At 72.2% G+C, this 24,161-nt stretch carries 19 protein-coding genes; 10 read left to right on the top strand and 9 right to left on the bottom strand.

Annotated elements, in window-relative coordinates:
- Positions 1-38: 38 nt before the first annotated feature.
- The 3 genes from ACWEBX_RS12145 to ACWEBX_RS12135 all read right to left on the bottom strand — a co-directional run bounded on the left by ACWEBX_RS12145 (position 39) and on the right by ACWEBX_RS12135 (position 4,078).
- Positions 39-1,328 carry an MFS transporter gene (locus tag ACWEBX_RS12145; protein ID WP_451884774.1) on the bottom strand — a complete coding sequence of 430 codons (1,290 nt, stop codon included), beginning with the start codon at positions 1,326-1,328 and terminating at the stop codon, positions 39-41.
- A 550-nt stretch (positions 1,329-1,878) separates the two neighbouring features.
- A complete protein-coding gene (gene meaB, locus ACWEBX_RS12140) occupies positions 1,879-2,835 on the bottom strand; it encodes a methylmalonyl Co-A mutase-associated GTPase MeaB (protein ID WP_355760557.1) in 957 nt (318 codons plus the stop codon).
- A gap of 40 nt (positions 2,836-2,875) precedes the next feature.
- Positions 2,876-4,078, bottom strand: coding sequence for an acetyl-CoA C-acetyltransferase (locus tag ACWEBX_RS12135; RefSeq protein WP_451884773.1), 1,203 nt, complete (start codon positions 4,076-4,078; stop codon positions 2,876-2,878).
- 148 nt (positions 4,079-4,226) lie between these two features.
- Between ACWEBX_RS12135 and mce the strand changes: the two genes are divergently transcribed.
- The 5 genes from mce to ACWEBX_RS12110 all read left to right on the top strand — a co-directional run bounded on the left by mce (position 4,227) and on the right by ACWEBX_RS12110 (position 11,851).
- The gene (mce, locus tag ACWEBX_RS12130; RefSeq protein ID WP_382787320.1) at positions 4,227-4,667 is read left to right on the top strand and encodes a methylmalonyl-CoA epimerase; all 441 of its coding nucleotides are present in this window, start codon (positions 4,227-4,229) and stop codon (positions 4,665-4,667) included.
- A gap of 243 nt (positions 4,668-4,910) precedes the next feature.
- Positions 4,911-8,753, top strand: a complete 3,843-nt coding sequence (gene scy, locus ACWEBX_RS12125; protein WP_451884772.1) for a polarized growth protein Scy — start codon at positions 4,911-4,913, stop codon at positions 8,751-8,753.
- A gap of 305 nt (positions 8,754-9,058) precedes the next feature.
- A complete protein-coding gene (locus tag ACWEBX_RS12120) occupies positions 9,059-9,994 on the top strand; it encodes a coiled-coil domain-containing protein (protein ID WP_355760410.1) in 936 nt (311 codons plus the stop codon).
- Between the two features lie 97 nt (positions 9,995-10,091).
- Positions 10,092-11,081, top strand: coding sequence for an ABC transporter ATP-binding protein (locus ACWEBX_RS12115; protein WP_451884771.1), 990 nt, complete (start codon positions 10,092-10,094; stop codon positions 11,079-11,081).
- Between the two features lie 2 nt (positions 11,082-11,083).
- Positions 11,084-11,851 carry an ABC transporter permease gene (locus ACWEBX_RS12110; RefSeq protein WP_451884770.1) on the top strand — a complete coding sequence of 256 codons (768 nt, stop codon included), beginning with the start codon at positions 11,084-11,086 and terminating at the stop codon, positions 11,849-11,851.
- Positions 11,852-11,954: 103 nt separating this feature from the next.
- Here the strand turns inward: ACWEBX_RS12110 and ACWEBX_RS12105 are convergent, their stop codons facing one another.
- Entirely contained in the window at positions 11,955-12,962 is a 1,008-nt protein-coding gene (locus tag ACWEBX_RS12105) for a hypothetical protein (RefSeq protein WP_451884769.1), read from the bottom strand.
- Between the two features lie 173 nt (positions 12,963-13,135).
- On the opposite strand from ACWEBX_RS12105, the gene ACWEBX_RS12100 reads away from it, so the two are divergent.
- The 3 genes from ACWEBX_RS12100 to ACWEBX_RS12090 all read left to right on the top strand — a co-directional run bounded on the left by ACWEBX_RS12100 (position 13,136) and on the right by ACWEBX_RS12090 (position 16,416).
- Positions 13,136-14,059, top strand: coding sequence for a hypothetical protein (locus tag ACWEBX_RS12100; RefSeq protein ID WP_451884768.1), 924 nt, complete (start codon positions 13,136-13,138; stop codon positions 14,057-14,059).
- Positions 14,060-14,287: 228 nt separating this feature from the next.
- Positions 14,288-15,574: an ABC transporter ATP-binding protein gene (locus ACWEBX_RS12095; protein WP_451884767.1), complete on the top strand. Its 1,287-nt coding sequence runs from the start codon at positions 14,288-14,290 to the stop codon at positions 15,572-15,574.
- Entirely contained in the window at positions 15,571-16,416 is an 846-nt protein-coding gene (locus tag ACWEBX_RS12090; protein ID WP_451884766.1) for an ABC transporter permease subunit, read from the top strand. Before ACWEBX_RS12095 ends, ACWEBX_RS12090 begins: the two co-directional genes overlap by 4 nt.
- A gap of 46 nt (positions 16,417-16,462) precedes the next feature.
- Here the strand turns inward: ACWEBX_RS12090 and ACWEBX_RS12085 are convergent, their stop codons facing one another.
- Entirely contained in the window at positions 16,463-16,795 is a 333-nt protein-coding gene (locus ACWEBX_RS12085) for an ATP/GTP-binding protein (RefSeq protein ID WP_355760430.1), read from the bottom strand.
- Between the two features lie 243 nt (positions 16,796-17,038).
- Between ACWEBX_RS12085 and ACWEBX_RS12080 the strand changes: the two genes are divergently transcribed.
- Positions 17,039-18,067 (top strand): LLM class flavin-dependent oxidoreductase, encoded by a 1,029-nt coding sequence (locus ACWEBX_RS12080; RefSeq protein ID WP_451884765.1) that lies wholly within the window; start codon positions 17,039-17,041, stop codon positions 18,065-18,067.
- A gap of 105 nt (positions 18,068-18,172) precedes the next feature.
- On the opposite strand, the gene ACWEBX_RS12075 is transcribed toward ACWEBX_RS12080, so the two are convergent.
- Positions 18,173-18,565, bottom strand: a complete 393-nt coding sequence (locus tag ACWEBX_RS12075) for an SCO5389 family protein (protein WP_103550954.1) — start codon at positions 18,563-18,565, stop codon at positions 18,173-18,175.
- A 364-nt stretch (positions 18,566-18,929) separates the two neighbouring features.
- On the opposite strand from ACWEBX_RS12075, the gene nucS reads away from it, so the two are divergent.
- Positions 18,930-19,601, top strand: a complete 672-nt coding sequence (gene nucS / locus ACWEBX_RS12070; RefSeq protein ID WP_451884764.1) for an endonuclease NucS — start codon at positions 18,930-18,932, stop codon at positions 19,599-19,601.
- A gap of 100 nt (positions 19,602-19,701) precedes the next feature.
- Here nucS and ACWEBX_RS12065 read toward each other — a convergent pair whose 3' ends face one another.
- From ACWEBX_RS12065 to ACWEBX_RS12055, 3 genes are all read right to left on the bottom strand, one after another.
- Positions 19,702-22,170, bottom strand: a complete 2,469-nt coding sequence (locus ACWEBX_RS12065) for an ATP-binding protein (RefSeq protein WP_451884763.1) — start codon at positions 22,168-22,170, stop codon at positions 19,702-19,704.
- Positions 22,171-22,438: 268 nt separating this feature from the next.
- The gene (locus ACWEBX_RS12060) at positions 22,439-22,762 is read right to left on the bottom strand and encodes an STAS domain-containing protein (RefSeq protein WP_355760442.1); all 324 of its coding nucleotides are present in this window, start codon (positions 22,760-22,762) and stop codon (positions 22,439-22,441) included.
- Positions 22,763-22,978: 216 nt separating this feature from the next.
- On the bottom strand, positions 22,979-23,827 hold the full coding sequence (locus tag ACWEBX_RS12055) for a 3-hydroxyacyl-CoA dehydrogenase family protein (protein ID WP_361683328.1): 849 nt from the start codon (positions 23,825-23,827) through the stop codon (positions 22,979-22,981).
- Positions 23,828-24,161 lie beyond the last annotated feature (334 nt).

The raw sequence follows: 24,161 nt of genomic DNA, 5'->3' as shown, positions 1-24,161 counted from the left end.
CGGGCGCCGCCTCCGCGGCCCGGTCCCGACGGAAGTCCTCAGCCGGGCAGTCGCGCGCCGTCCGTCACCTCGGGCCGCGCGCCGCCGGCCACACGGTTCCCCGCGTCCGCACCCGGACGCGGGGTCCGTGCGCTCCGCACCGAGGCCAGGGCCGCCGCCATCGCGGCCGCGCCCGAGACCGCGAAGCACAGCCCCAGCGGCAGCCGGCCCACCAGCAGGCCGGCACCGGCGGTGCCCACCGAACTCCCGGCGTTCACCGCGGTGTTGACCCACGCGCCGGCCTGAGTGCGAAAGCCCGGCGGGGCCGCCGCGTCGGCCATCAGATACGACGTCGTCAGGGCCGGGGCGACGAAGAAACCGGCACAGGCGACGGCCACGGCCAGCGCCCCGAGGCTCTGGGCGAACCCCGCGCCGAGCAGGGCGAGGCCGAGCGCGCCGGCCAGCAGCGGCAGCCGAACGCCCGGGGCCGCGCGCCAGTCGACCGCGCCGTTCAGCAGACCGCCCAGGGCGCTGCCCAGCGACAGCGCGGCGAGCACCCAGGCCGCCACACCCGCGCCGTGATGGTGCCGCTCGGCGAACGCCATGACCAGGAGGTCGACCGCGCCGAGGGAGAGACCGACGCCCGACGCCACGACGACGGGCCGGGCCAGGACCCGCCCCAGGGCCCGGCCGCTTCGCCCACCGTGCCCGCCGCGTGCCGTTCGCGCCGCGGGCGGACGGACGCCCGCCACGAGCGGGGACAGGACGAAGGCCAGGGTTCCCGACCACACCAGCAGGGCGCTGAGCGCGACCGCGGCGGCGGGCGGCGCCGTCCGCACGACCGCGCCGACGACCAGCGGACCGGAGACGAAGAGGATCTCCTCCACCACGCCGTCCAGGCTGTAGGCACGCTGCAACAGCCGTTCGTCCCGGACCACTTCGCCCCACACGGCGCGCATCGTGGGCCCGAGTGGCGGCGTGCAGGCACCCGCGGCGACCGCGAGCGCGCCGATCACCGGCACGGGAGCGCCGGGGCGCCAGGCGGTGACCGCGAAGGCCGTGAGCAGGCCCGCGTAGAGCGAGGCCATCGGAATCAGGGCACGGCGGGCGCCGTGCCGGTCGATCAGCGCCGCCCGCGCGGGCGACAGGAACACGCTCGTCGCGCCGAACAGCGCCATGACCGTGCCGGCCACGGCGTACGACCCGGTGGCGCGGGTCGTGGTGAGCATCATGGCCAGGGAGACGACGCCGTACGAGAGACGGCCGGTCATGGCCGCCGCGAAGGTGCGGCGGGCGTGGGGCAGGCGGAAGAGCGCGGCGTAGGACGGCCGCGAGGCTGACGCAGACATGGGTGGAGTTCCTCAACACCGAGGCGGGACAGGGGTCGCCGGAGTGCCGCGACGCCACAGCCACGGTGCCGTGTCCACGTCGCGGGCCCGAGCGGCCCTACGCCAAGAGGAGGAACATGCCCTCAACGTAACAGCGCCCACGACGACCCGGCCAGGCATTTCCCGACCGCACCGCCGGCTCCCGCGCCGCCGGTTCCCGCGCCACCGAAACGGAACCGCCCCGCCCGGGACGCTCGCCCCGGTCCCCGCGCGAGGCACCGGCCGCGGGCGCGCGTCGCGGCGCAGCGCGCCGGCCCGCCGTCCGACGGGCGCGCTCGGGCACGACCGCGCCCGAAAGCACCGCGATCACTCCGCTCCCCTGGCGCGCCACCTCCCGGGGCATCCCCCGGCGCACCGCGCCGAGTTGCCCGGAAAGGGGCGCGCTGTCCCGACGGGTGCACGCGGCGGTGTACGGCGCACCGCGCCGCACCTCAGCACGCCGGGGCGCGCCGCTCCACCCGGGTGCGGGGCGCACGCGCCCCGCACCCGGAGCGGTACCGCCCGGGGCCGGTCAGGCTTCCTTCAGGCCCTCGATCAGGGAGTCCGCCGCCGCGTACGGGTCGAGTTCGCCGGCGACGATGCGCTCCGCGAGGGTGCTCAGGCGGCGGTCGCCGTGGAGATCCCCGATGCGGCGGCGCAGCGCGGTGACGGCGATCGTCTCGACCTCCTGGGACGCCCGCGCGAGCCGGCGCTCGGCCAGGACGCCACGCTCCTCCATCCAGGCCCGGTGCTTCTCCAGGGCCTCGACGACCTCGTCGATGCCCTCGCCGCGCGCGGCGACCGTCTTGACGATCGGCGGGCGCCAGTCCCCCGGCCCGCGGGACTCGCCGAGGCTGAGCATGTGGTTGAGCTCGCGGGCGGTGGCGTCGGCCCCGTCACGGTCGGCCTTGTTGACGACGTACACGTCGCCGATCTCCAGGATTCCCGCCTTGGCGGCCTGGATGCCGTCGCCCATACCGGGGGCGAGGAGGACGACGGAGGTGTCGGCCTGGGAGGCGATCTCCACCTCCGACTGGCCGACGCCCACCGTCTCCACCAGGATCACGTCGCAGCCCGCCGCGTCCAGGACGCGGATCGCCTGGGGGGCCGACCAGGCCAGCCCGCCCAGGTGCCCGCGCGTGGCCATCGAGCGGATGTAGACGCCCGGGTCCGAGGCGTGGTCGGACATCCGGACGCGGTCGCCGAGGAGCGCGCCCCCGGAGAACGGCGAGGACGGGTCGACGGCCAGCACGCCGACCCGCTTGCCCTGCCGGCGGTAGGCCGTCACCAGCGCCGACGTCGAGGTCGACTTGCCGACACCGGGCGAGCCGGTGAGGCCCACCACGTACGCGTTGCCGGCCAGCGGGGCCAGCGCGGCCATGACCTCACGGAGCTGCGGTGCCGCGCCCTCCACGAGGGAGATCAGCCGGGCCACCGCCCGCGGCCGTCCTTCCCTGGCCTGGGTCACCAGCGAGGAGACGTCCTGCATCACAGCTCCGTTCACGAGAGGTCGGTCGTACGAACGCGGGTCAGGCCTTGGCAACCCGCACGATCAGGGCGTCGCCCTGACCGCCGCCGCCGCACAGGGCGGCCGCGCCGACGCCGCCGCCGCGCCGCTTCAGTTCGAGGGCCAGGTGCAGCACCAGGCGGGCGCCGGACATGCCGATCGGGTGGCCGAGGGCGATGGCGCCGCCGTTGACGTTCACCTTTTCCGTGGACACGCCGAGGTCCTTCATTGACTGGACCGCGACCGCCGCGAAGGCCTCGTTGATCTCGATCAGGTCGAGGTCCCCGACCTCCAGGCCCTCCTTCTTCAGGGCGTGCAGGATCGCGTTCGAGGGCTGCGACTGCAGGGAGTTGTCCGGGCCGGCCACGTTGCCGTGGGCGCCGATCTCCGCGATCCACTCCAGGCCGAGCTCCAGCGCCTTGGCCTTGCTCATCACGACCACGGCGGCCGCGCCGTCCGAGATCTGGGAGGCGCTGCCCGCGGTGATGGTGCCGTCCTTGGCGAAGGCGGGGCGCAGCCTGCCGAGCGACTCGGCGGTCGTCTCGGCGCGGATGCCCTCGTCCTTGCTGAAGACGACCGGCTCGCCCTTGCGCTGCGGGATCTCGATCGGTGTGATCTCCGCCTCGAAGAGGCCGTTCTTCTGGGCGGCGGCCGCGCGCTGGTGGGACAGGGCGGCGATCTCGTCCTGCACCGGACGCTGGATGCCGAGACGGGTGTTGTGCTTCTCCGTCGACTCGCCCATGGCGATGTTCTCGAAGGCGTCCGTCAGACCGTCGTACGCCATGGCGTCGAGCATCTCGATGGCGCCGTACTTGAAGCCCTCGCGGGACTTCGGGAGCAGGTGGGGCGCGTTCGTCATGGACTCCTGGCCGCCGGCGACCACGATGTCGAACTCGCCGGCGCGGATGAGCTGGTCCGCGAGGGCGATGGCGTCCAGGCCTGAGAGGCACACCTTGTTGATGGTGAGCGCCGGGACGTTCATGGGGATGCCCGCCTTGACGGCGGCCTGGCGCGCCGGGATCTGCCCTGCCCCGGCCTGGAGCACCTGGCCCATGATCACGTACTGCACCTGGTCGCCGCCGATGCCGGCGCGGTCGAGGGCGGCCTTGATCGCGAAGCCACCGAGGTCGGCCCCGGAGAAGGACTTCAGCGAGCCCAGCAGCCGTCCCATGGGCGTACGGGCGCCCGCGACGATCACCGAGGTGTTGCTGTTCGTTCCAGACATGAGGTGCGATCCCCTTACCGGCTTGCACAGCCGAGGAGTGAACGAGGGTTTACTGAGAATGTACTGAGCGGTAGGCCACCCGTCATCCGGCCCGCAGTGTGATCGCGCGCACGTTGCGTAACCACGCCGGGAGCGCTGCACTGACTCCATGCTGACGCGAATCGACCACATCGGGATCGCCTGTTTCGACCTCGACAAGACTGTCGAGTTCTACCGTGCGACGTACGGCTTCGAAGTCTTCCACTCCGAGGTCAACGAGGAGCAGGGCGTGCGAGAGGCCATGCTCAAGATCAACGAGACGTCCGACGGCGGCGCCTCCTACCTCCAGCTGCTGGAACCCACCCGCGAGGACTCGGCCGTGGGCAAGTGGCTGGCCAAGAACGGCGAGGGCGTGCACCACATCGCCTTCGGCACCGCGGACGTCGACGGTGACGCCGCCGACATCCGCTCCAAGGGCGTCCGGGTGCTCTACGACCAGCCCCGGACCGGATCCATGGGGTCCCGGATCACGTTCCTGCACCCCAAGGATTGCCACGGCGTACTGACAGAACTGGTCACTTCGGCGGCGGTTGAGTCACCTGAGCACTGACCTCCGTATATCTGGGCCGGTAGGGTTGGGGTCGGCCGTCGCCTTTCGCGGGGGACGGCCGTGGTCCTGGCACCTTCCGGTGAGCGGGACCAAGGGCCGGGGTCCAGGTTTCGGGGGGCGAGCGTCGGGGCGGCAGCCCTTGCTCCGCCGTTGATCTGACACCATTCCCCGGGGGCCCCGTTCGGCGGAAGAACGGTGCTCGTTCGGAATTACATGCGACCAGGGGACGGATGGGACCGCGCAGTGCGGGGCTACGAACGCCAGGAGCGAGAGCCGGCGGCTGACGTCGACCACCTCTCTCGGTTCGAGGCCGAGATGGAACGGCTGAAGACCGAGCGGGAGAAGGCCGTCCAGCACGCCGAGGACCGCGGCTATCAGGTCGAGGTGCTGCGCGCCAAGCTGCACGAGGCGCGCCGCAGTCTGGCGACCCGTCCTGCCTACGACGGGTCCGACATCGGCTATCAGGCCGAGCAGCTGCTCCGTAATGCCCAGATGCAGGCCGACCAGCTTCGCGTCGACGCCGAGCGCGAGATCAGCCAGGCACGGGCGCAGACCCAGCGTCTCCTCCAGGAACACGCCGAGCACTCCGCCCGGCTCCAGGCCGAGCTGCACCAGGAGGCCGTCACCCGGCGCCAGCAGCTCGACCAGGAGCTGGCGGAGCGCCGCCAGACCGTCGAGTCGCACGTCAACGAGAACGTGGCGTGGGCGGAGCAGCTCCGCGCCCGCTCCGAGTCCCAGGCCCGCAGGCTGCTGGACGAGTCGCGCGCCGAGGCCGAGCAGGCGCTCGCCGCCACCCGCGCGGAGGCCGAGCGGGTCGCCGCCGAGGCGCGCCAGCGGCTCACCACCGACGCCGAGGCGGCCCGCGCGGAGGCCGAGGCGCTGCTGCGCCGTGCCCGCACGGACGCCGAGCGGCTGCTGAACGCCGCCTCGACGCAGGCCCAGGAGGCCACCGACCACGCCGAGCAGCTCCGCAGCAGCACGGCGAGCGAGTCGGACAACGCCCGCCGTCAGGCCGGCGAGCTGAGCCGCGCCGCCGAGCAGCGGATGAGCGCCGCCGAGACGGCCCTGCGCGAGGCCCAGACCGAGGCGGACAAGGTCCTCACCGAGGCCAAGGACGCCGCGGCGAAGACGATCGCGAACGCCGAGTCGGTCAACGAACAGCGCACCCGGACCGCGAAGGAGCAGGTCGCCCGGCTGGTCGGCGAGGCCAACCAGGAGGCCGAGACCACCAAGTCCGAGGCCGAGCAGATCGTCGCGGACGCCCGCAGCAAGGCCGAGACGATCGTCGCGGAGGCCGAGGAGAGCGCCCGCAGCCTCACCGCCGAGGAGACCGCCTCCCAGCTCGCCAAGGCGGCCCGTACCGCCGAGGACGTCCTGGACAAGGCGTCCGAGGACGCCAAGCGGACCACGAAGGCGGCCTCCGAGGAGGCCGAGCGGATCCGCACCGAGGCCGAGACCGAGGCCGACCGGCTGCGCGCCGAGGCGCACGACATCGCCGAGCAGCTCAAGGGCACGGCGAAGGACGACACCAAGGAGTACCGCGCCAAGACCGTCGAGCTCCAGGAGGAGGCGCGGCGGCTGCGCGGGGACGCGGAGCAGCTTCGTTCGGACGCGGTCGCCGAGGGCGAGCGCATCCGCGCCGAGGCCCGGCGCGAGGCCGTCCAGCAGATCGAGGAAGGCGCCCGGACCGCCGAGGAGCTGCTCGGCAAGGCGAAGGCGGACGCGGACGAGCTGCGCCAGGCCGCCACCGCGGACAGCGAGAAGGTCCGCACCGAGGCCATCGAGCGCGCCACGACGCTGCGCCGGCAGGCCGAGGAGACGCTGGAGCGGACCCGCGCGGAGGTCGAGAAGCAGCGCGAGGACGCCGTCGAGCAGGCCGAGTCGATCGCGGCCGACGCGGAGCGGGCCGCCGAGCGGCAGCGCGAGGAGACCGAGCGGGCCATAGAGGCCCGTCAGGCCGAGGCCGCCGAGGGGCTGGTCCGGCAGCACACGGAGGCCGAGGAGCGTCTGGCCGCCGCCGAGCAGGCGCTGACCGACGCGCGGGCGGAGGCCGAACGGATCCGCCGCGAGGCTTCCGAGGAGATCGACCGGCTGCGTTCGGAGTCCGCCGAGCGGATCCGTACGCTCCAGGCCCAGGCCGAGACGGAGGCCGACCGGCGGCGCGACGAGGCCGCGGCGGACGCCGCGGCGTCCCGTGCCGAGGGCGAGGCCGTCGCCGTACGGCTGCGTTCGGACGCCGCGGCGGAGGCCGAGCGGCTCAAGTCGGAGGCCCAGGACAGCGCCGACCGGGTGCGCGGCGAGGCGCAGGCCGCCGCCGAGCGTCTGGCGGCCGAGGGTGCCGAGACGCTGGCCGCCGCCCAGGAGGAGGCCGCCCGGCGCCGCCGCGAGGCCGAGGAGACCCTCGGTTCGGCGCGCCAGGAGGCCGACCAGGAGCGCGAGCGGGCCCGCGAGCAGAGCGAGGAACTGCTGGCGTCCGCGCGCAAGCGGGTCGAGGAGGCCCAGACCGAGGCCGTACGGCTGGTCGAGGAGGCCGACCGGCGCGCGACCGAGATGGTCTCCAGCGCCGAGCAGACCGCGCAGCAGGTGCGGGACTCGGTGGCGGGGCTGCAGGAGCAGGCCCAGGAGGAGATCACCGGGCTGCGCTCGGCCGCCGAGCACGCGGCGGACCGTACGCGCACCGAGGCGCAGGAGGAGGCGGACCGGGTCCGCGCCGACGCGTACGCCGAGCGCGAGCGGGCCGGCGAGGACGCGGCGCGCATGCGGCGCGAGGCGAACGAGGAGCGGGAGGCCGCGAGCGCGCTCGCGGAGCGCACGGTCGCCGAGGCGATCGCGGAGGCGGAGCGGATGCGCTCGGACGCCTCCGACCACGCCCAGCGGGTGCGGACCGAGGTGTCGGACGCCATCGCGAACGCCGACCAGGACGCCGCGCGCACCCGTGCGGACGCCCGGGAGGACGCGAACCGGATCCGTTCGGACGCGGCCGCGCAGGTGGACACGCTCATCACCGAGGCAGCGGCGGAGGCCGAGCGGCTCGGGATCGAGACCGCGGCCGAGGCCGAGCGGGTACGCGCCGAGTCCGTGGCCAAGGCCGAGAAGCTCATCTCGGACGCGACCGGTGACGCGGAGCGGCTGCGCGCCGAGGCCTCCGAGGCGGTCGGTTCCGCTCAGCTGCACTCCGAGCGGATCCGTACCGAGGCCGAGCGCTTCAAGGTGCGGGCGACGGAGGAGGGCGAGCGGCGTACGACGGCGGCGCGCGAGGAGTCCGAGCGCCTGCTGGACGAGGCACGCCAGGAAGCCAACAAAAAGCGCTCCGAGGCGGCCGAGCAGGTCGACACGCTCATCTCCGAGACGGCGTCCGAGGCGGACAAGCTGCTCTCGGAAGCGCAGCAGAGCGCGCAGAAGACGACGGCGGACGCCGAGTCGCAGGCCGACACCATGGTCGGTGTGGCGCGTGGCGAGGCCGAGCGGCTCGTCTCGGAGGCGACCGTCGAGGGCAACACGGTGGTGGAGCGGTCCCGCGCGGACGCGGACGGGCTGCTGGTCGGCGCGCGCCGGGACGCCACGGCGATCCGGGAGCGCGCGGAGGAGCTGCGCGACCGTGTCACGTCCGAGATCGAGGATCTGCACGAGCGGGCTCGGCGTGAGTCGTCCGAGACGATGAAGAACGCGGGCGACCGGTGCGACGCGCTCATCAAGGCCGCCGAGGACCAGCTCGCGAAGGCCGAGGCGAAGGCCAAGGACCTGGTGGCGGAGGCGAACTCCGAGGCGAGCAAGGTCCGGATCGCGGCCGTGCGCAAGGCCGAGGGGCTCCTCAAGGAGGCCGAGCAGAAGAAGTCCTCGCTCGTCACCGAGGCGGAGAAGATCAGGTCCGAGGCCATTCAGGAGGCGAAGGCCGCCGTCGAGGAGGGCAAGCGCGACCTGGAGGTCCTGGTCCGCCGGCGCGAGGACATCAATACGGAGATCTCCCGTGTCCAGGACGTCCTTGAGGCGTTGGAGTCTTTCGAGGCCCCTGGGGGCGCCAAGGACGGCGGGGTGAAGGCGGCCGCGGGGGCGGCCCGTTCGGGCGGCAAGGCGTCGGAGAGCTAGGGCCTGTCGTCCGGATCAGGCGGCGGCGTCCAGGCCCTGTGTGCCGGACGCGTGGTGGCTTCGGGAGCCCGTGTGCCGGACACGCGGTGGCTCCGAGGGCCTGTCCGGCGGACAGGCCCTGGCGGGAAGCACGGATTCAGGTGCTTTCCGGGAGGTTTGTCACAGGTTCTGGCAAGCCTTCCGACAGCCCGCCACCCAAAAGGAGTGTCATTCTCCAGATCAAACACGTATCCGCTCGATGACACACCGCATTGCCCCCTAGGATTCCACCTATCACCTCACCGGTCTCATTCGACAGGAACCCCATGAGCGACACTTCCCCCTACGGCTTCGAGCTTGTGCGGCGTGGATACGACCGCGCTCAGGTGGACGAACGCATCTCGAAGCTCGTCTCCGACCGTGACAGCGCTCTGGCCCGTATCACCGCCCTCGAAAAGCGCATCGAGGAACTCCATCTCGAAACGCAGAACGCCCAGGCCCAGGTGAGCGACGCCGAGCCGTCGTACGCCGGTCTGGGCGCCCGCGTCGAGAAGATCCTCCGCCTCGCCGAGGAGGAGGCCAAGGACCTGCGCGAGGAGGCCCGTCGCGCGTCCGAGCAGCACCGTGAGCTCGCCGAGTCGGCCGCTCAGCAGGTGCGCAACGACGCCGAGTCGTTCGCCGCGGACCGCAAGTCCAAGGCGGAGGACGAGGGCGTCCGGATCGTCGAGAAGGCCAAGAGCGAAGCCTCCCAGCTCCGTTCCGAGGCGCAGAAGGACGCGGCTTCCAAGCGTGAGGAGGCGGACGCCCTCTTCGAGGAGACCCGCGCCAAGGCCGCCCAGGCCGCCGCCGACTTCGAGACGAACCTCGCCAAGCGCCGCGAGCAGTCCGAGCGCGACCTGGCCTCGCGTCAGGCCAAGGCCGAGAAGCGTCTCGCGGAGATCGAGCACCGCGCGGAGCAGCTCCGTCTGGAGGCGGAGAAGCTGCGCACGGACGCCGAGCGCCGCGCCCGCCAGACGGTGGAGACGGCTCAGCGCCAGGCCGAGGACATCGTGGCCGACGCGAACGCCAAGGCCGACCGCATCCGTTCGGAATCCGAGCGCGAGCTGGCCGCCCTCACCAACCGCCGCGACTCGATCAACGCGCAGCTCACGAACGTCCGCGAGATGCTCGCGACGCTCACGGGCGCCGCGGTGGCCGCCGCCACCGGTCCGGCCGAGGACGAGCCGATCTCCCGCGGGGTTCCGGCGCAGCAGTCCCGGTAACCGCACAGCACGACACCAGGGCCCGTTCCCTCTCCCGAGGGCGCGGGCCTTGTCATGTCAGGTGGCAGGCCCCTGGGGGCGGTCTTAGCGTGGCCGCATGATCGAGCTCGAGGGGCTGACGAAGCGGTACGGCGAGAAGGTGGCGGTCAACAACCTCACCTGCACCGTCAGACCGGGCATCGTGACCGGCTTCCTCGGCCCCAACGGCGCCGGGAAGTCCACGACGATGCGGATGCTGCTCGGGCTCGACCGTCCCACCGCGGGCGACGTACGGATCGACGGACAGCACTACGACCGGCTCAAGGACCCGCTGAAGTACATCGGCGCCCTGCTGGACGCGAAGGCGATGCACGGTGGCCGCAGCGCCTTCAACCACCTCCTGTGCCTCGCCCAGAGCAACGGCATCCCGAAGGCGCGGGTGCACGAGGTCCTCGACACCGTCGGCCTCACCGCGGTGGCCCGGAAGAAGGCGAAGGGGTTCTCCCTGGGCATGGGCCAGCGGCTCGGCATCGCGGGCGCGCTGCTGGGCGACCCGCGGATCCTGATGTTCGACGAGCCGGTCAACGGCCTCGACCCCGAGGGCATCCACTGGATCCGCAATCTGATGAAATCCCTCGCGTCCCAGGGCCGTACGGTCTTCGTGTCCTCGCACCTCATGAGCGAGATGGCGCTGACCGCCGAGCACCTCGTCGTCATCGGCCAGGGCAGACTGCTCGCCGACACCTCGATGGCCGACTTCATCCGGCAGAACTCGCGCTCGTACGTCCGGGTCCGCTCCCCGCAGCGCGAGCGGCTGCTCGACGTGCTGAAGAGCGCGGGGATCACGGTCGTCCGGACGAGCGGCGGGGCGCTCGAGGTGGACGACGGGAAACCGGAGCACCTCGGGGAACTGGCCGCGCAGCACCAGATCGTGCTGCACGAGCTGAGCCCTCAGCAGGCCTCGCTGGAGGAGGCCTTCATGCGGCTGACCGCGGAATCGGTGGAGTACCACGCGCACTCCACCGACACGCCGGAGCGGGAGCTCACGTCGAGCCCGCCGGACACGCCCCCCGCCCCTCAATGGGGCGGCGACTGGAGGAAGGGCTGACGATGGCGGCCACCCAGGTCCTCAGGTCCGAGTGGACCAAGATCCGTTCCGTTTCGTCCACGGTGTGGACGCTGAGCCTCGCGGCGGTCGTGACGATCGCGCTGGGCCTGCTCATCTCGCTCCTCTCCAACAACGAGTTCGACAACATGAGCCCGCAGGACCGGCTCACGTTCGACCCGACGTTCATCAGCTTCGCGGGCATGACCCTCGGGCAGCTCGCGATGATCGTGTTCGGGGTGCTCGTCGTCGGCAACGAGTACAGCACCGGCATGATCCGCACCTCGCTCGCGGCGGTCCCCCAGCGCGGCACGTTCCTGTTCAGCAAGGTCGCGGTGGCGGCCGGCCTCGCCCTGATCGTCGGAATGATCACCAGCTTCATCACGTTCTTCGTGGGCCAGGCGGCGCTCGGCACGCACAGGACGTCGATCGGCGATCCGGGGGTGCTGCGCGCGGTGATCGGCGGGGGGCTCTACATGACGCTCATCGCCGTCTTCTCGATGGGCGTCGCGGCGATGCTGCGCTCCCCGATGCTCTCGCTCGGCATCCTCATGCCGTTCTTCTTCCTGATCTCCAACATCCTGGGCGCCGTCTCCGCGACCAAGAAGGTCGGCCGCTACCTCCCCGACCAGGCCGGCAGCAGGATCCTGCGGGTGGTGACACCCATCGACGACACGCCCTACGGCCCCTGGGGCGGCCTCGGCATCATGGTGCTGTGGGTGGCCGTGGCCCTCGCCGGCGGCTACGCGCTGCTCAAGAAGCGGGACGCGTAGGCGGACCTGGCTCAAGAAGCGGGGCGCGTAGACGCACGCCGCTCAAGAAGCGGGGCGCGGGGACGGACGCCGCAAAGGAGCGCACGCGTCGGACGGACGCCGTTCAGGAAGGGTCGGGCGCGGGGCGGCCGGGAGGCTCGTCGCCGTCCGGACCGGGGTGGATCAGGCCGTCGAAGTCGGGCCAGCCGTCCCACTGCCACACGTCCTTGCCCAGGTCCGGCTGGAGCGGCACGAAGCGGCCGAGTTCGAAGTCCCCGGCCTCCAGGTCGAACCAGCGTTCGTCGGCGACCTCGGTGCCGAGCCCGACGGTCCGCGCGGTCAGCCGGACGAGGAGTTTCACCCCGGACGAGCGGGACAGGTCCTTGCCCTGGATCCGGCCGAACGGCAGTTCGGCCACCGGCGCCTCGACCGGTATCCAGACCGTGAAGGGCGCCCCCCGCTCGACCGCGAGCCAGCTCCGCTCGTCGGCCGGCTCGCCCTGCGCGTCCAGGACCTTCAGCCACTGCTTGTAGATGACGAGACTGCCGTCGTGCGGGGAGTGCTCCAGATAGCGCAGATGGGCGCGGGCCCGCAGGTCGACGACCGACAGATTGTCGAAGCGGTTGTAGAAGCGGACGGCGATGATGGCGTGGTCGCTGTCCGCGTGCCGCCGCGAGTAGCCCGGGAAGTCGGCGGTCCAGGCGTGCGAGATGCTGGCCCGCCGCCGCCAGACGAAGGGCCGCAGCGCGAACAGCTTGATCAGGGCGATGCCCAGCAGCACCGCCGGCACCAGCGCGCCGGTCACGGAGGCGAGCGTGGCGAGGAGCTGGTGGGCGGTGCTGTCCGGTTCGGGGTCGAGGCTGTCGGTGCCGACGCAGGCGCGCAGCACGCCGAGGCTGAGGTCCAGGAGCCGCTCCCCGTCGGAGAAACGGTCCGCCATCGAACGCGGCGAGTCCTCGGTCAGCGTCCAGGCCGCCGCCACGACGACCGAGAGGACGGCCAGCGCGCCCAGGGTCATCAGCAGCAGGGCGTGGACGGTGCGTCCGGCGATCCACCAGCGAACGGACATGCGATAGCGCGGATGCGCCGGTCCGCGGCCGGTCCGTCCCAGCCGTCCCAGGCTTTGCCTCATGAGCCCCAACTCGCTTCCCCCGTAACCGATTTCGCCCTCGCCCATACAATAGGGGCGACATCATTCCCGGTGCCGGTTCAGGCCAACCACGCCCAGCCGGGGAGACCGGGTCCCACGCCGGGTAGACCTCGGATGAAGGCCCAGGTTCCTCTCGCGTGAAAGGCTGTGCCCGCATGCGCGCGACACCACCCCCGGAGGGCGTCACCGTGACGACGAAGGACCGAAGCCTCGAGGCGCTGGGCCTGAGCGACGTGCCCGCGAAGAAGCCCCTCACCTATCCGGGCCGGCCCACCACCGAGCCGTCCCTGCTGACCGGCGGCGAGCTGCTCCAGCTCGACGTGCGGCCGCTGCGGCTGGGCGAGTGGTACGTGGAGGAGCGCCAGGCGCAGCAGCGGCTGGACGAGGCCCTCGCCGACCTGGGGCAGGTGGGTACGGGACTGCGCCACCCGGTCATCGCCGTCGGTTCGAACGCCTCCCCCGGGCAGGTCGCCCACAAGCTGACCCGGCTGGGCATCCCGGCGACGGTGCCGATGGTTCCGGTGCGGGTGCGCGGGATCGGCGTGGGCTGCTCGGGACACATCAGTCCGGCGGGTTACGTGGCCGGGACGCCGTACGTGGACCCGGACGCGGAGACGACGCTCGTGGTGACCTGGCTGGACTCGACGCAGCTCAAGGCCGTCGACGACACCGAGTTCCCCGACTACCGGCGGGCGATACTCCCCGGCGGCGCGTTCACGATGACGATGCCCTCCGGGGAACGGCTCGGCGGCGCGTACATCTACTTCAGCGCGCACGGCGTGCTCGCCGAGCCGGAGACCGGGCGGCCCCGCCCCGGCGGCGGCGACCAGTCCGAGCTGCTCGCGGCCCTGCTGGCGGGCTCCGGGCGCCTGCGCGACCTGCTCGGGCCCGACCCGGCTTCGTGGGTGCGCCGCGCGGGTGCCGACCGGTCGCTGCGCGAGGCGGGCACGCTGATCTTCGGCGAGGAGGGCTGGGTGCTGCCGCAGACCGACTTCCTGCCCTACCTCGACGAATCGGCCGAGCTGCGGCTGTACGACGATCTTCCGCCGCTGGACGATTCCCTGCCGGACCGCTCCTGAGATTTCCCTGCCGGAGGGGCCGGCGTGAATTCGCTTTCCCCTCCCTGCCAGGAGAGACGGGTACCTGACAGAACACCGGTACGAAACTTCGCGCTCTCCTGGATCTTTCACCGGCCGATGGGCGGGACTTTACCTGCCCTTGAGTGGAACCGCCGGGGCCCGGATATCCTCCTAACCCTTACGGGGGCGTGCGCCCCGACGTCCTGAACCTTTCGATGGGTGCGGAGAATGATCGAGGCAGTCGGCCTGACGAAGCGCTACGGCGCCAAGACAGCCGTGTACAACCTTTCCTTCCAGGTCCGGCCGGGTGCGGTCACCGGCTTCCTCGGGCCCAACGGCTCGGGCAAGTCGACGACGATGCGCATGATCCTCGGCCTCGACAATCCGACCTCCGGTCAGGTGACGATCGGCGGCTTCCCCTACCGCAGGCTGCCGAACGCGCCCCGCCAGGTCGGCGCGCTCCTCGACGCCAAGGCCGTCCACGGCGGCCGGAGCGCCCGCAACCACCTGCTGAGTCTGGCGCAGCTCTCGGGCATCCCGGCCCGCCGTGTGGACGAGGTGCTCGGCGTCGTCGGCCTCCAGGACGTGGCGAGGAAGCGCTCCAAGGGCTTCTCCCTCGGTATGGGCCAGCGCCTCGGCATCGCCGCCGCGCTCCTCGGCGACCCCCAGGTGCTGCTCTTCGACGAGCCGGTCAACGGCCTCGACCCCGAGGGCATCCTCTGGGTGCGCAACCTGATGAAGTCCCTCGCCGCGGAAGGCCGTACGGTCTTCGTCTCCTCTCACCTCATGAGCGAGATGGCGCTGACCGCCGACCACCTCATCGTGATCGGCCGCGGCCAGCTCCTCGCCGACCAGAGCATCAAGGAGTTCATCTCCCACAACTCGGCCGACTTCGCCCGGGTGCGCACCCCCGACACCGAGCCGCAGCAGCGCGAGAAGCTGACCGCCGCGCTGACCGAGGCCGGCGGCCAGGTGCTGCCCGAGCAGGACGGCGCGCTGCGCGTCACCGGCCTGCCGCTCCCCCGCATCAGCGACCTCGCGCACTCCGCCGACGTCCGCCTGTGGGAGCTGTCTCCGCACCAGGCCTCGCTGGAGGAGGCGTACATGCGGATGACGCAGGGCGCCGTCGACTACCGCTCGACCGCCGACCAGAAGGCCGGGCTCCAGCAGCCGCTGCCGCCGGGGGCCATGCCGCCGCCGCAGATGCCGGTGGCGGGCCAGGGCCAGCCCGGCTGGTACGCGCCGCTGCCGCCCCAGCAGGGCGGGCAGCCCTTCGCCATGCCGCAGGCCAGTCCCTACGGCGCCCCCGCGGCCCCCGCCGCCGGTGCTCCCGGCCCGTACGGCGCTCCGGCCGCCCCCGGCGCCCCGGACGCCAACCCGTACGCCCAGGCTCCCGCGAGCCCCCCGGCGCCCGCCGCCGCGCCCGCCGCCGCGCCCGCTCCGGCGCCCGCGCCCGAGGCCGCGCCCACGACCGCGCCCGCCGCCGACCTGACCAAGCCCGAGGACGCCCGATGAGCACGCCCCAGCCCCCGATGCCGCAGCAGGCCGCCGCTGCCCCCGCCTGGCAGGCGGCGCCCGGCACGTCGTACACCTCGCCGATCCCCGTCACCCGCACCCACCTCGGGCACGCGCTCCACTCCGAGTGGACGAAGATCAAGTCGGTGCGCTCCACGATGTGGACGCTCGGCACCTTCCTGCTCCTGGTGATCGGCATCGGCTTCCTGGTCGCCGTGCAGACCACGGACGAGGACTTCGGGGACGTCCCGTTCACGGTCCCCGCGTTCATCGGACTGCTGCTCGGCCAGCTCTGCCTGATCACGCTGGGCGTCCTGGTGGTCTCCTCCGAGTACGGCACGGGCATGATCCGTACGACGTTCACGGCCTCGCCGCAGCGGCACCGGGTGCTCGCCGCCAAGCTGATCATCTTCTTCGCGGTCGCGTTCACCGTCTCGGCGTTCGCGATCGGGCTCATCGGCCTGTTCACCGCGAGCCTGCACAGCGGCGGCTCCGACATCCCGTGGGTCGGCACCGTCTTCATGGGCGCGCTGTACGTCTCGCTGCTCGGCATGCTCTCGCTCGCCGTGGGTTCGATGCTGCGCCACTCGGCGGGCGCGATCACCACGATGCTCGGTGTCGTGCTGCTGCCCTCGATCCTGCCCGCGTTCCTGATGATGTCCGAGACCCTGCGGACGATCGGCGAGAAGATGCAGGAGTACGCCGCCATCAGCTCGCTGGCCCGGGTCTTCCGGCTGGACAACGAGAGCGGCAACGGCGCCGCCCAGCTCGGCCTGCTCGCCGGGGTCACGGCGGCGGCCATCGTCGCCGCCTTCGTCCTCCTGGAGCGCCGCGACGTCTGACGACCGCGCCCGTCCCGCCGTTTGAGGCCGGAGGGGCCGAAGTCGCCTAGAACCTGGGCGCGTTACGGGACCGCTGCACCCGCGAGGTGCGGCGGTCCTTCGCGTTCCAGCAGGCCTTGTGCCAGTGCCGCCGCTCGTCGACGCCCGAGTGCTCCGGCCAGGCCACCACGTGCGGCACCCCGGAGGGGATCAACTGGTCGCAGCCGGGGCAGCGGTAGGTCTTGCCCTGCGCGCTCGCGCCCGCCACATGACGCACGCTCCACTCGTCGCCCTGCCAGCTCTCCGTGGACTGCCAGCCGCCGTAACGGTCCGACGAGTCCTCCTCGGGGCTGCCGCCGGACGAGCCGGCATCCTTCGGACGGTTGCGACGCGGGGACAAGGGACACCTCACGGAGCTATACAGGGAGCAGGGGCCAACCCCAGCCTACGCGGGACACACACGGGTACGCGTACTCCGCCAACCCGCACAGATCCCCCTTCGGACCGTCCTCGGAAGGTCTTCGGACAGCCCAATTCCCAGACAATCCGCAAATCTCCCCGCAAGGCCGTGTCTTCGGCACGTGTCAGGCGGTTATGCCGGGTGGGGGAGCTCCGTGTCGGAGCCGAGGAAGCAGGAAGTTCGATGCACGTTGGAAGTTTTGTACTCGCCGCCCAGTTCCCTGGACAGGGCCAGGGAGAGGCCCTGCACCGCGCGGTGCGGTCCGCCGAGGTCGCCGAGGAGGCCGGGCTCGACGCGGTCTGGCTGGCCGAACACCACTTCGTGCCGTACGGGACATGCCCGTCGGCCGTCACACTCGCCGCGTATCTGCTCGGCCGCACCGACCGGATCCGGATCGGCACGGCGGTCAGCGTGCTGCCCACCGCGCACCCCGTGGCGCTCGGCGAACAGGCCGCCCTGCTGCACCTGACGTCCGGCGGGCGGTTCTCGCTGGGGGTCGGCCGCGGCGGCCCCTGGGTCGACCTGGAGGTCTTCGGAGCAGGCCTCGCGGCATACGAACACGGGTTCCCGGAGTCACTCGATCTGCTGATCCGCTGGCTGCGCGAGCCAACGGTCGCCGGCACCTCCGAGCGGTTCTCGTTCCGTGAAGTCCCCGTCGTACCACGCCCGTCGGAGGCGCTGAGCGGAGCTCCGGGCCCCGAGGTCGTCGTGGCGTGCACCTCGCCCGCGAGCGTGCGGCTCGCCGCCGAGCGTGGACTGCCGATGCTCCTGGGCATGCACGTCGGGGACGAGGAGAAGGCCGAAATGGTCGCGCTGTGGCGGCGCCACGCGCGCGCGGCGGGCCGCCCGTCGGACGAGATCCTCCCCGCCGCCCATGTCTCCGCCGGCGTCTGCCAGATCGCGGACCGCCGGACCGACGCCGTCGAGACGCTCGTCAAGGCCATGCCGGGCTGGCTGAGGCAGGGGCTGGACGCCCATGTGACGGTCGACGGCCGCCTCCGCTCGATGCGGGACCCGGTGGCGTACACCGAACTGCTCTGCGGACTGCACCCGGTGGGCACGCCGCGGCTGTGCGCCGACCGGCTCGCGGCGACCTCCGAGCGGACCGGCATCGGGCGCTTCGCGCTGCTCGTCGAGGGTTCGGGCGACCTGGCGGCGACCGAGGAGAACGTACGGCGGCTCGGGGCCGAGGTGCTGCCCCAGCTCAGGTGAGCGCACGGGGTCCGGCCCCGACGGGCCGGACATGCGGGGAGCTTGCCGCCCCAGTACCAATGCACCTCCCGCGTACGGAGCGGCAAGCAGTGCGGCATCAGTGCGTCAGCAGTCCCTGAACTCCGGGGACTGGTTGAGCAACTGACTGCGGACCGAGGTGAAGCGTGCCAGTGTGTCGTCCACCGAGTCGTCCAGTGGGAACACCGCCACCCGGTGGCAGTTCTGGAAGGCCAGCCGCACTCCGAAGTGCCGCTGCAGCGCGCCGCGTATCGCGTCACTCGCGAGCGCACGCAGCAGCTGGCCACGTGCCTGCTCGTCCGGCGGGGGCGTCTGGTTGTCGGCGAACGTGCCGCCGTCCACCTTCAGCTGGGCCACCAGGGAGCTGATCATCTCCCACGCGTAGGGCAGGGAGGTCCGGACGCAGTCGACGAATTCTGCTTCATCGACCTCGCCTCGCTCGGCCTGTTGGAGTAGGGCCGGTGAGACGTCGAGCGACATGGGTACTCCTCTCGCACCCCCACACCTCGGGGGTTGCCGGACAGGGATGGGGACCGCAGTATCGAACACGCTGAGTACATGTACCGCGACCTCCCGTTCATACGGTAAGCATCGGCAGGTAACGGCACCAGGAGAATGGGCACATAGCGAACACCCGGTAGGCCGACAATCGGCCACGGCGGAACAGGGAATCTTCAGGATCAATGGGGTGACCCGCGAAAACGCTGTCCGGGCCGGGCGGTGCCGACCCGTGGGACAAAGGGTGCGAACCGCCGGTTCCGCCTCGGGGCCGGGCGCGGGAGGCGGGTACGGGACGGGTACGGGAATCGCGTGCACCGCCGCCGGTCGAGTAGCGTTGCCGACCATGCGTCTCGTCATTGCCCGCTGTTCCGTGGACTACGCGGGCCGGCTCACCGCCCATCTCCCGTCGGCGCCCCGCCTGATCCTCGTGAAGGCGGACGGCAGCGTCTCGATCCACGCGGACGACCGGGCCTACAAGCCCCTCAACTGGATGTCGCCGCCCTGCACACTGAAGGAGGGGTCCGGCGACGACGAAGGCGTCTGGACCGTCATCAACAAGGCGGGCGAGAAGCTCATCATCACGATGGAGGAGATCCTCCACGACTCCTCGCACGAACTCGGCGTGGACCCCGGCCTGATCAAGGACGGCGTGGAAGCGCACCTCCAGGAGCTGCTCGCCGACCGCATCGACACCCTCGGCGAGGGCTACTCGCTCATCCGCCGCGAGTACATGACGGCCATCGGCCCGGTCGACATCCTGTGCCGGGACGCCGCGGGGCAGACCGTCGCCGTGGAGATCAAGCGGCGCGGCGAGATCGACGGCGTGGAGCAACTCACGCGCTATCTGGAGCTGTTGAACCGCGACCCGCACCTCGCGCCGGTCCGCGGCATCTTCGCCGCCCAGGAGATCAAGCCGCAGGCCCGCGTCCTCGCCACCGACCGCGGCATCGGCTGCGCGGTCCTGGACTACAACGCCCTGCGCGGCATCGAGGACGACAAACTGCGGCTGTTCTGAACCCCTCGGGTTCGTATACGACACAGAGGGCCGGGTCCGTTGTCGGATCCGGCCCTCTCGCGCTTCCCTCGGGGTCCGGCCGTACGTCCGGACCCCGCTGTCAGATCACCGTGCCGCTCGACGAGGTCGGCACCGGGCCGCTCGCGGAGTCGGAGGTGGCCGGGGTCGTCGACGTGCTGGCCGACGGCGACGTGGACGCCGATGGGCTCGCCGACTTCGTGGAGGACGTCGACGGCGAGGGGTTCCCGGTCCTCGTGGGGGACGGGGACGGCCGGTGCGTGGGCGGCTTCGTCGGCGTCGACGACGGCGACTTCGACGGCTTGCTCGTGCGCGTACCGCTCGGGTCGGCGGACGGCTGCCGGGTCGCCGTGGCCGTCGGTGTCGGGTCGTCCGAGGTGCCGTACGTGCCGTCGGGGCCCGGGTCGGTGGGCTTGGCCACGGTGGGGGAAGAGGAGTCGTCGCCCTTCTTCGGAGTGTCCGCCCCCAGGCTGTCGTCCTGGGCGTCCTGGGTGGCCGACGGGTTGACGCCGACCTTCTCGGACGGGGTGCCGTCGGGGTGGTCCGAGGTCGCGCCGAGGGTCACCACGGTCCCGAGGACGGCCACGAGGAGCGCGCCCGCGCCCGCGGCCACCAGGTTGCGCCGGGTGCCGCTGACGAGCCGGCCCGCGACGCTCCGCGGCTTGGCCGCGAGGAAGCCTTGGCCGCCCGGGTGGGCGAGCACCGTGATGGTGTCGTCCGACGGGTCGGTGCGCGGGGAGGCGGCCGGTACGCCGCCGGGGGGCGACATCGACTCGTCGTGACGCGCGTCGGGCACCTCTTCGCCCGACGGGGTGCCCCCGCCGGTGATCTGCGGGGTTCCGGAGCGGTCGGCGACCAGCGCGAGGGCGCGGCGGCCGGCGGTGATACCGCGCTTGTCGGCGAGTTCGCCGCGCATGGCGACCGAGGCCTCCAGCTCGGCGCGGGCCCGGTCGAGCTGGAGGCCGCACAGCGCGAGGACACCCAGCTCGTGGTGGAAGTAGGCCTGTTCGCCCAGGTCGTCGGCGAGCTCGGAGGCTTCGACGCCGAGACGCAGGACGCGCTCCCAGGCGCTCCAGTGCAGCCCGGCCTCGAAGGCGGGCGCGGCCGTGCGGGCGAGCCGGACGGAGTCGCTCTCCTCCTCGTCGTCCCGCGGGACGGTGGTGACGGGGACGAGCACGGCCAGGGCGGCGAGCACCGCGTCGGCCTCGGCGCAGACCCGCTCCGGGGTGACCGAGGGGTGCCCGGCCCACCAGGTGTAGTGGCGGGCGGCGGCCAGCGCGCTCTCCTGGAGGGTGTCCGCGTAGCCGGAGGCCTCGAGCTGGGCCTGCACACCGGCGGCGAGCCGGTAGCGGGTGCCGACCGGGGAGACCAGCGCGGAGGCCGCGAGTTCGGCTAGCGCGGCGTCGGCGTGGGTGTCGCCCACGAGCGCCGGCAGATGGGCCTGGTGGGGCACCTCGCCGCCGAGCGCGACGGCGAAGCGCAGGGTGGCGCGCGCCGACTCGCTGAGCCGGGAGGCGAGCAGCGCGGCGGGCGCGGCGCCCTCGGCGAGGGAGGGCAGCGGCACGTCGGCGCCGTCGCGGGCCTCGAAGGCCGCGTCGGCCGGGGCTTCCTGGAAGACGCCGTAGTCGTCGAAGGCCTCTTCGCTCGCCTGCATCCGGTCGCGCTGGCGCAGCAGTGCCCCGGCCTGGATGAAGCGCAGGGGCAGCCCCTCGGACTCGAACCAGAGGTCGCCCGCCCAGTTCGACTCGTCCTCGGTCAGGACGCGTCCGACGGCGCGCTCCAGCAGTTCGAGACCGCCGCTGCGGTCGAGGCCGCCGAGGAGGACCTCGTCGAGCTGGGCGCGGGCGGACGGGGCCGGTATGTCGGGGGTGGCGGCGATGACGAAGGCGCACTCGGGGGTGGCGTCGAGCAGCACGTCGAGGGCGCTGCCGCCGATCTCCGCGTCGTCGAGGACGACGACCGCGCCGATCTCGCGGACGAGCCGGAGCAGTTCGTCGTGGTCCGGGCGGTGCAGGGGGGCTTCGTAGACGACGGCGAAGAGGTCGTGCAGCACGTCGCTCGCGGTACGTCCGTGGCCGGAGAGACGGACGACACCGTCGGGGGCGAGGTCCGCGCAGTCTTCGCCGACGGCGTCCAGCAGGACGGTGCGGCCCGATCCCGAGGGGCCGGTGAGCCGTACCGAGCGGCCGCGTGCGAGAAGGCGGACGATCCGCTCGCGCTCCTCGTGGCGTTCCAGGAGCGGCAGCCGGGGCTGTGCCGGGCCGGGCGGAACGGGCGGCTGGGCCGTGCGGGCCAGTTCGGCGCGTTCGGCGGCGCCGCGCTTGGCCGGCGGGCGCGGGCGTTCGTGCGGCGGGCAGTTCTCCAGCTCGCTGCCGTCGACGGGGTTCACGGTGAGCGCGAACTCGCCCGTGACGAGCCTGACCGTGCGGACGAGTGCGGGCTTGTGCTGTCCGAGGTCCGTCGCGAGCGGGTCGCGCGCCGGGCGCGGGCGAGTCGCCTGACCGTCGTCCTCATGGCCGTACGCGCCGGATCCCCGGTTGATCGGGTCCATGTTCCAAGCCCCCCAAAAGCGTCGTGTGCCGATGCCCTCCCGGCCTGGCTGCACACCGCTCTGTCGCTTCTGGTCCGGTACCCGCTCGTAGGGTTTCGGTCGGCGGGCAGCCGAACCCTAAACCTTCGCACAGTATCTACGAACAGGCGGGGTACCGCGCCGTCCGAACCGTCACGGCTTCGTGAGGATTGTGCACGGGGTGCGGACCGGCGCACCGGTCGGGACGCGTACGCGGTCGCGCACGCGGAGCGGCAGGGGCGCGCTCAGGTCACACCCGGGGCAGGGACTCGACCCCGATACCACCCTCGATCGCCAGGATCCGGTGCAGCCGGGTGGCCACCAGCAGGCGCTGCATCTGCGGTGGTACGTCCCGCAGTACGAGCCGTCGGCCGCACCGCCCGGCACGCCGGTGGGCCCCCATGATGACCCCGAGCCCGGTGGCGTCCCAGGAGTCCAGCTCGGACAGGTCGAGCACCAGGTCGCCGGCTCCGTCGTCGACGGCCGTGTGCAGGACCGTGCGGGCGTCCGCCGCGCTGCGTACGTCGAGGCGGCCCCCGACGACCAGCTCGGCGTGGTCGCCCCTGATGTACATATGCGCTCCCCGAGAATGCGTCTCGTAACTCCGCGTGGTTCTGTTTCCGCGTCTTCGCGTCTGCATGTTGTGCATGGTCTGACTGCCTGAGAGCCCCGGAGGTTGCCGTCTGTAAGCGAACCGATACCGAATTCACCTCATGGAGTGACATCCGAGAGGCGTGCGCGGCGTCCGTGGCACATGCGGCGACCGGTGTCCCGGTCGCCGCATGATCGTTCAGTGCTTGTAGAAGCCCTGCCCGCTCTTGCGCCCGATGTCACCGGCGTCAACCATCCGGCGCATCAGCTCCGGCGGGGCGAACTTCTCGTCCTGGGTCTCGGTGTAGATGTTGCCGGTGGCGTGCAGCAGGATGTCGACGCCCGTGAGGTCGGCGGTGGCCAGGGGGCCCATGGCGTGGCCGAAGCCCAGCCGGCAGGCGAGGTCGATGTCCTCGGCGGTGGCCACGCCCGACTCGTACAGCTTCGTCGCCTCGACGACGAGGGCCGAGATGAGACGGGTGGTCACGAAACCGGCGACGTCGCGGTTGACGACGATGCAGGTCTTGCCGACGGACTCGCTGAACTCGCGCGCGGCGGCGAGCGTTTCGTCGCTGGTCTTGTAACCGCGGACCAGTTCGACGAGCTGCATCATCGGCACCGGCGAGAAGAAGTGCACGCCGACGACCCGCTCCGGTCGCTCCGTGGCCGCCGCGATCTTGGTGATCGGGATCGCGGAGGTGTTGGAGGCGAGCACGGTGTCGGGGCGGACGATCTTGTCCAGGGCCTGGAAGATCTCGTGCTTGACCTCGAGCTTCTCGAAGACCGCCTCGACGACGATGTCCGCGTCGGCGGCGGCGTCCAGGTCGGTGGTCGCCGTGATGCGCGCGAGGGCCGCGTCCGCGTCGGCGGCCTCCAGCTTGCCCTTGCTCACGAACTTGTCGTACGAGGCCTTGATGCCGTCGAGGCCGCGGTTCAGCGCCTCGTCGGTGACATCGCGCAGAACGACGTCCCAGCCCGCCTGCGCGGAGACCTGGGCAATACCGGACCCCATGAGTCCGGCTCCGATGACGGCGAGCTTCCCAGCCACTCAGACTCCCTTAACACGCTGCTTGTGTATGCCTCTTCGGCGGAGAGTAGCGTTCGGAGGGGGGCGGGAAACCCGTAAGTAACGCGTGTCACGGTCTCAGGGCGTGAGACACCCGTCACGTCCTGTCCGACGGAGCCGGCGAACCCTCACCGGCCGGGTCCGCGCCCTGTGATCCGCACCTCGCGGGCACGGCGCCTCCCGGGCCCGCGGGGACGTCTAGTGCCGCGGCAGGCAACGTTTGCCCGTCAAGGAGCGGCGCCCGGTGCGTGCTCTCGGTGTGCCGGCCGGAAGTCCTCGTACTGGATGTACTTGGGCTTTCGGCCGGTGCGGCGAG

The organism is Streptomyces sp. NPDC005070 (assembly GCF_053600395.1).
This window is presented reverse-complemented; position numbering and strand designations above follow the sequence as displayed.

Excerpts from the sequence above, each read along its gene's own strand:
- ACWEBX_RS12145 (WP_451884774.1), bottom strand. The coding sequence starts at position 1,328 with ATGTCTGCGTCAGCCTCGCGGCCGTCCTACGCCGCGCTCTTCCGCCTG.
- meaB (WP_355760557.1), bottom strand. The coding sequence starts at position 2,835 with ATGCAGGACGTCTCCTCGCTGGTGACCCAGGCCAGGGAAGGACGGCCG.
- ACWEBX_RS12135 (WP_451884773.1), bottom strand. The coding sequence starts at position 4,078 with ATGTCTGGAACGAACAGCAACACCTCGGTGATCGTCGCGGGCGCCCGT.
- mce (WP_382787320.1), top strand. The coding sequence starts at position 4,227 with ATGCTGACGCGAATCGACCACATCGGGATCGCCTGTTTCGACCTCGAC.
- ACWEBX_RS12120 (WP_355760410.1), top strand. The coding sequence starts at position 9,059 with ATGAGCGACACTTCCCCCTACGGCTTCGAGCTTGTGCGGCGTGGATAC.
- ACWEBX_RS12115 (WP_451884771.1), top strand. The coding sequence starts at position 10,092 with ATGATCGAGCTCGAGGGGCTGACGAAGCGGTACGGCGAGAAGGTGGCG.
- ACWEBX_RS12110 (WP_451884770.1), top strand. The coding sequence starts at position 11,084 with ATGGCGGCCACCCAGGTCCTCAGGTCCGAGTGGACCAAGATCCGTTCC.
- ACWEBX_RS12105 (WP_451884769.1), bottom strand. The coding sequence starts at position 12,962 with ATGAGGCAAAGCCTGGGACGGCTGGGACGGACCGGCCGCGGACCGGCG.
- ACWEBX_RS12100 (WP_451884768.1), top strand. The coding sequence starts at position 13,136 with ATGCGCGCGACACCACCCCCGGAGGGCGTCACCGTGACGACGAAGGAC.
- ACWEBX_RS12095 (WP_451884767.1), top strand. The coding sequence starts at position 14,288 with ATGATCGAGGCAGTCGGCCTGACGAAGCGCTACGGCGCCAAGACAGCC.
- ACWEBX_RS12090 (WP_451884766.1), top strand. The coding sequence starts at position 15,571 with ATGAGCACGCCCCAGCCCCCGATGCCGCAGCAGGCCGCCGCTGCCCCC.
- ACWEBX_RS12080 (WP_451884765.1), top strand. The coding sequence starts at position 17,039 with ATGCACGTTGGAAGTTTTGTACTCGCCGCCCAGTTCCCTGGACAGGGC.
- ACWEBX_RS12075 (WP_103550954.1), bottom strand. The coding sequence starts at position 18,565 with ATGTCGCTCGACGTCTCACCGGCCCTACTCCAACAGGCCGAGCGAGGC.
- nucS (WP_451884764.1), top strand. The coding sequence starts at position 18,930 with ATGCGTCTCGTCATTGCCCGCTGTTCCGTGGACTACGCGGGCCGGCTC.
- ACWEBX_RS12065 (WP_451884763.1), bottom strand. The coding sequence starts at position 22,170 with ATGGACCCGATCAACCGGGGATCCGGCGCGTACGGCCATGAGGACGAC.
- ACWEBX_RS12060 (WP_355760442.1), bottom strand. The coding sequence starts at position 22,762 with ATGTACATCAGGGGCGACCACGCCGAGCTGGTCGTCGGGGGCCGCCTC.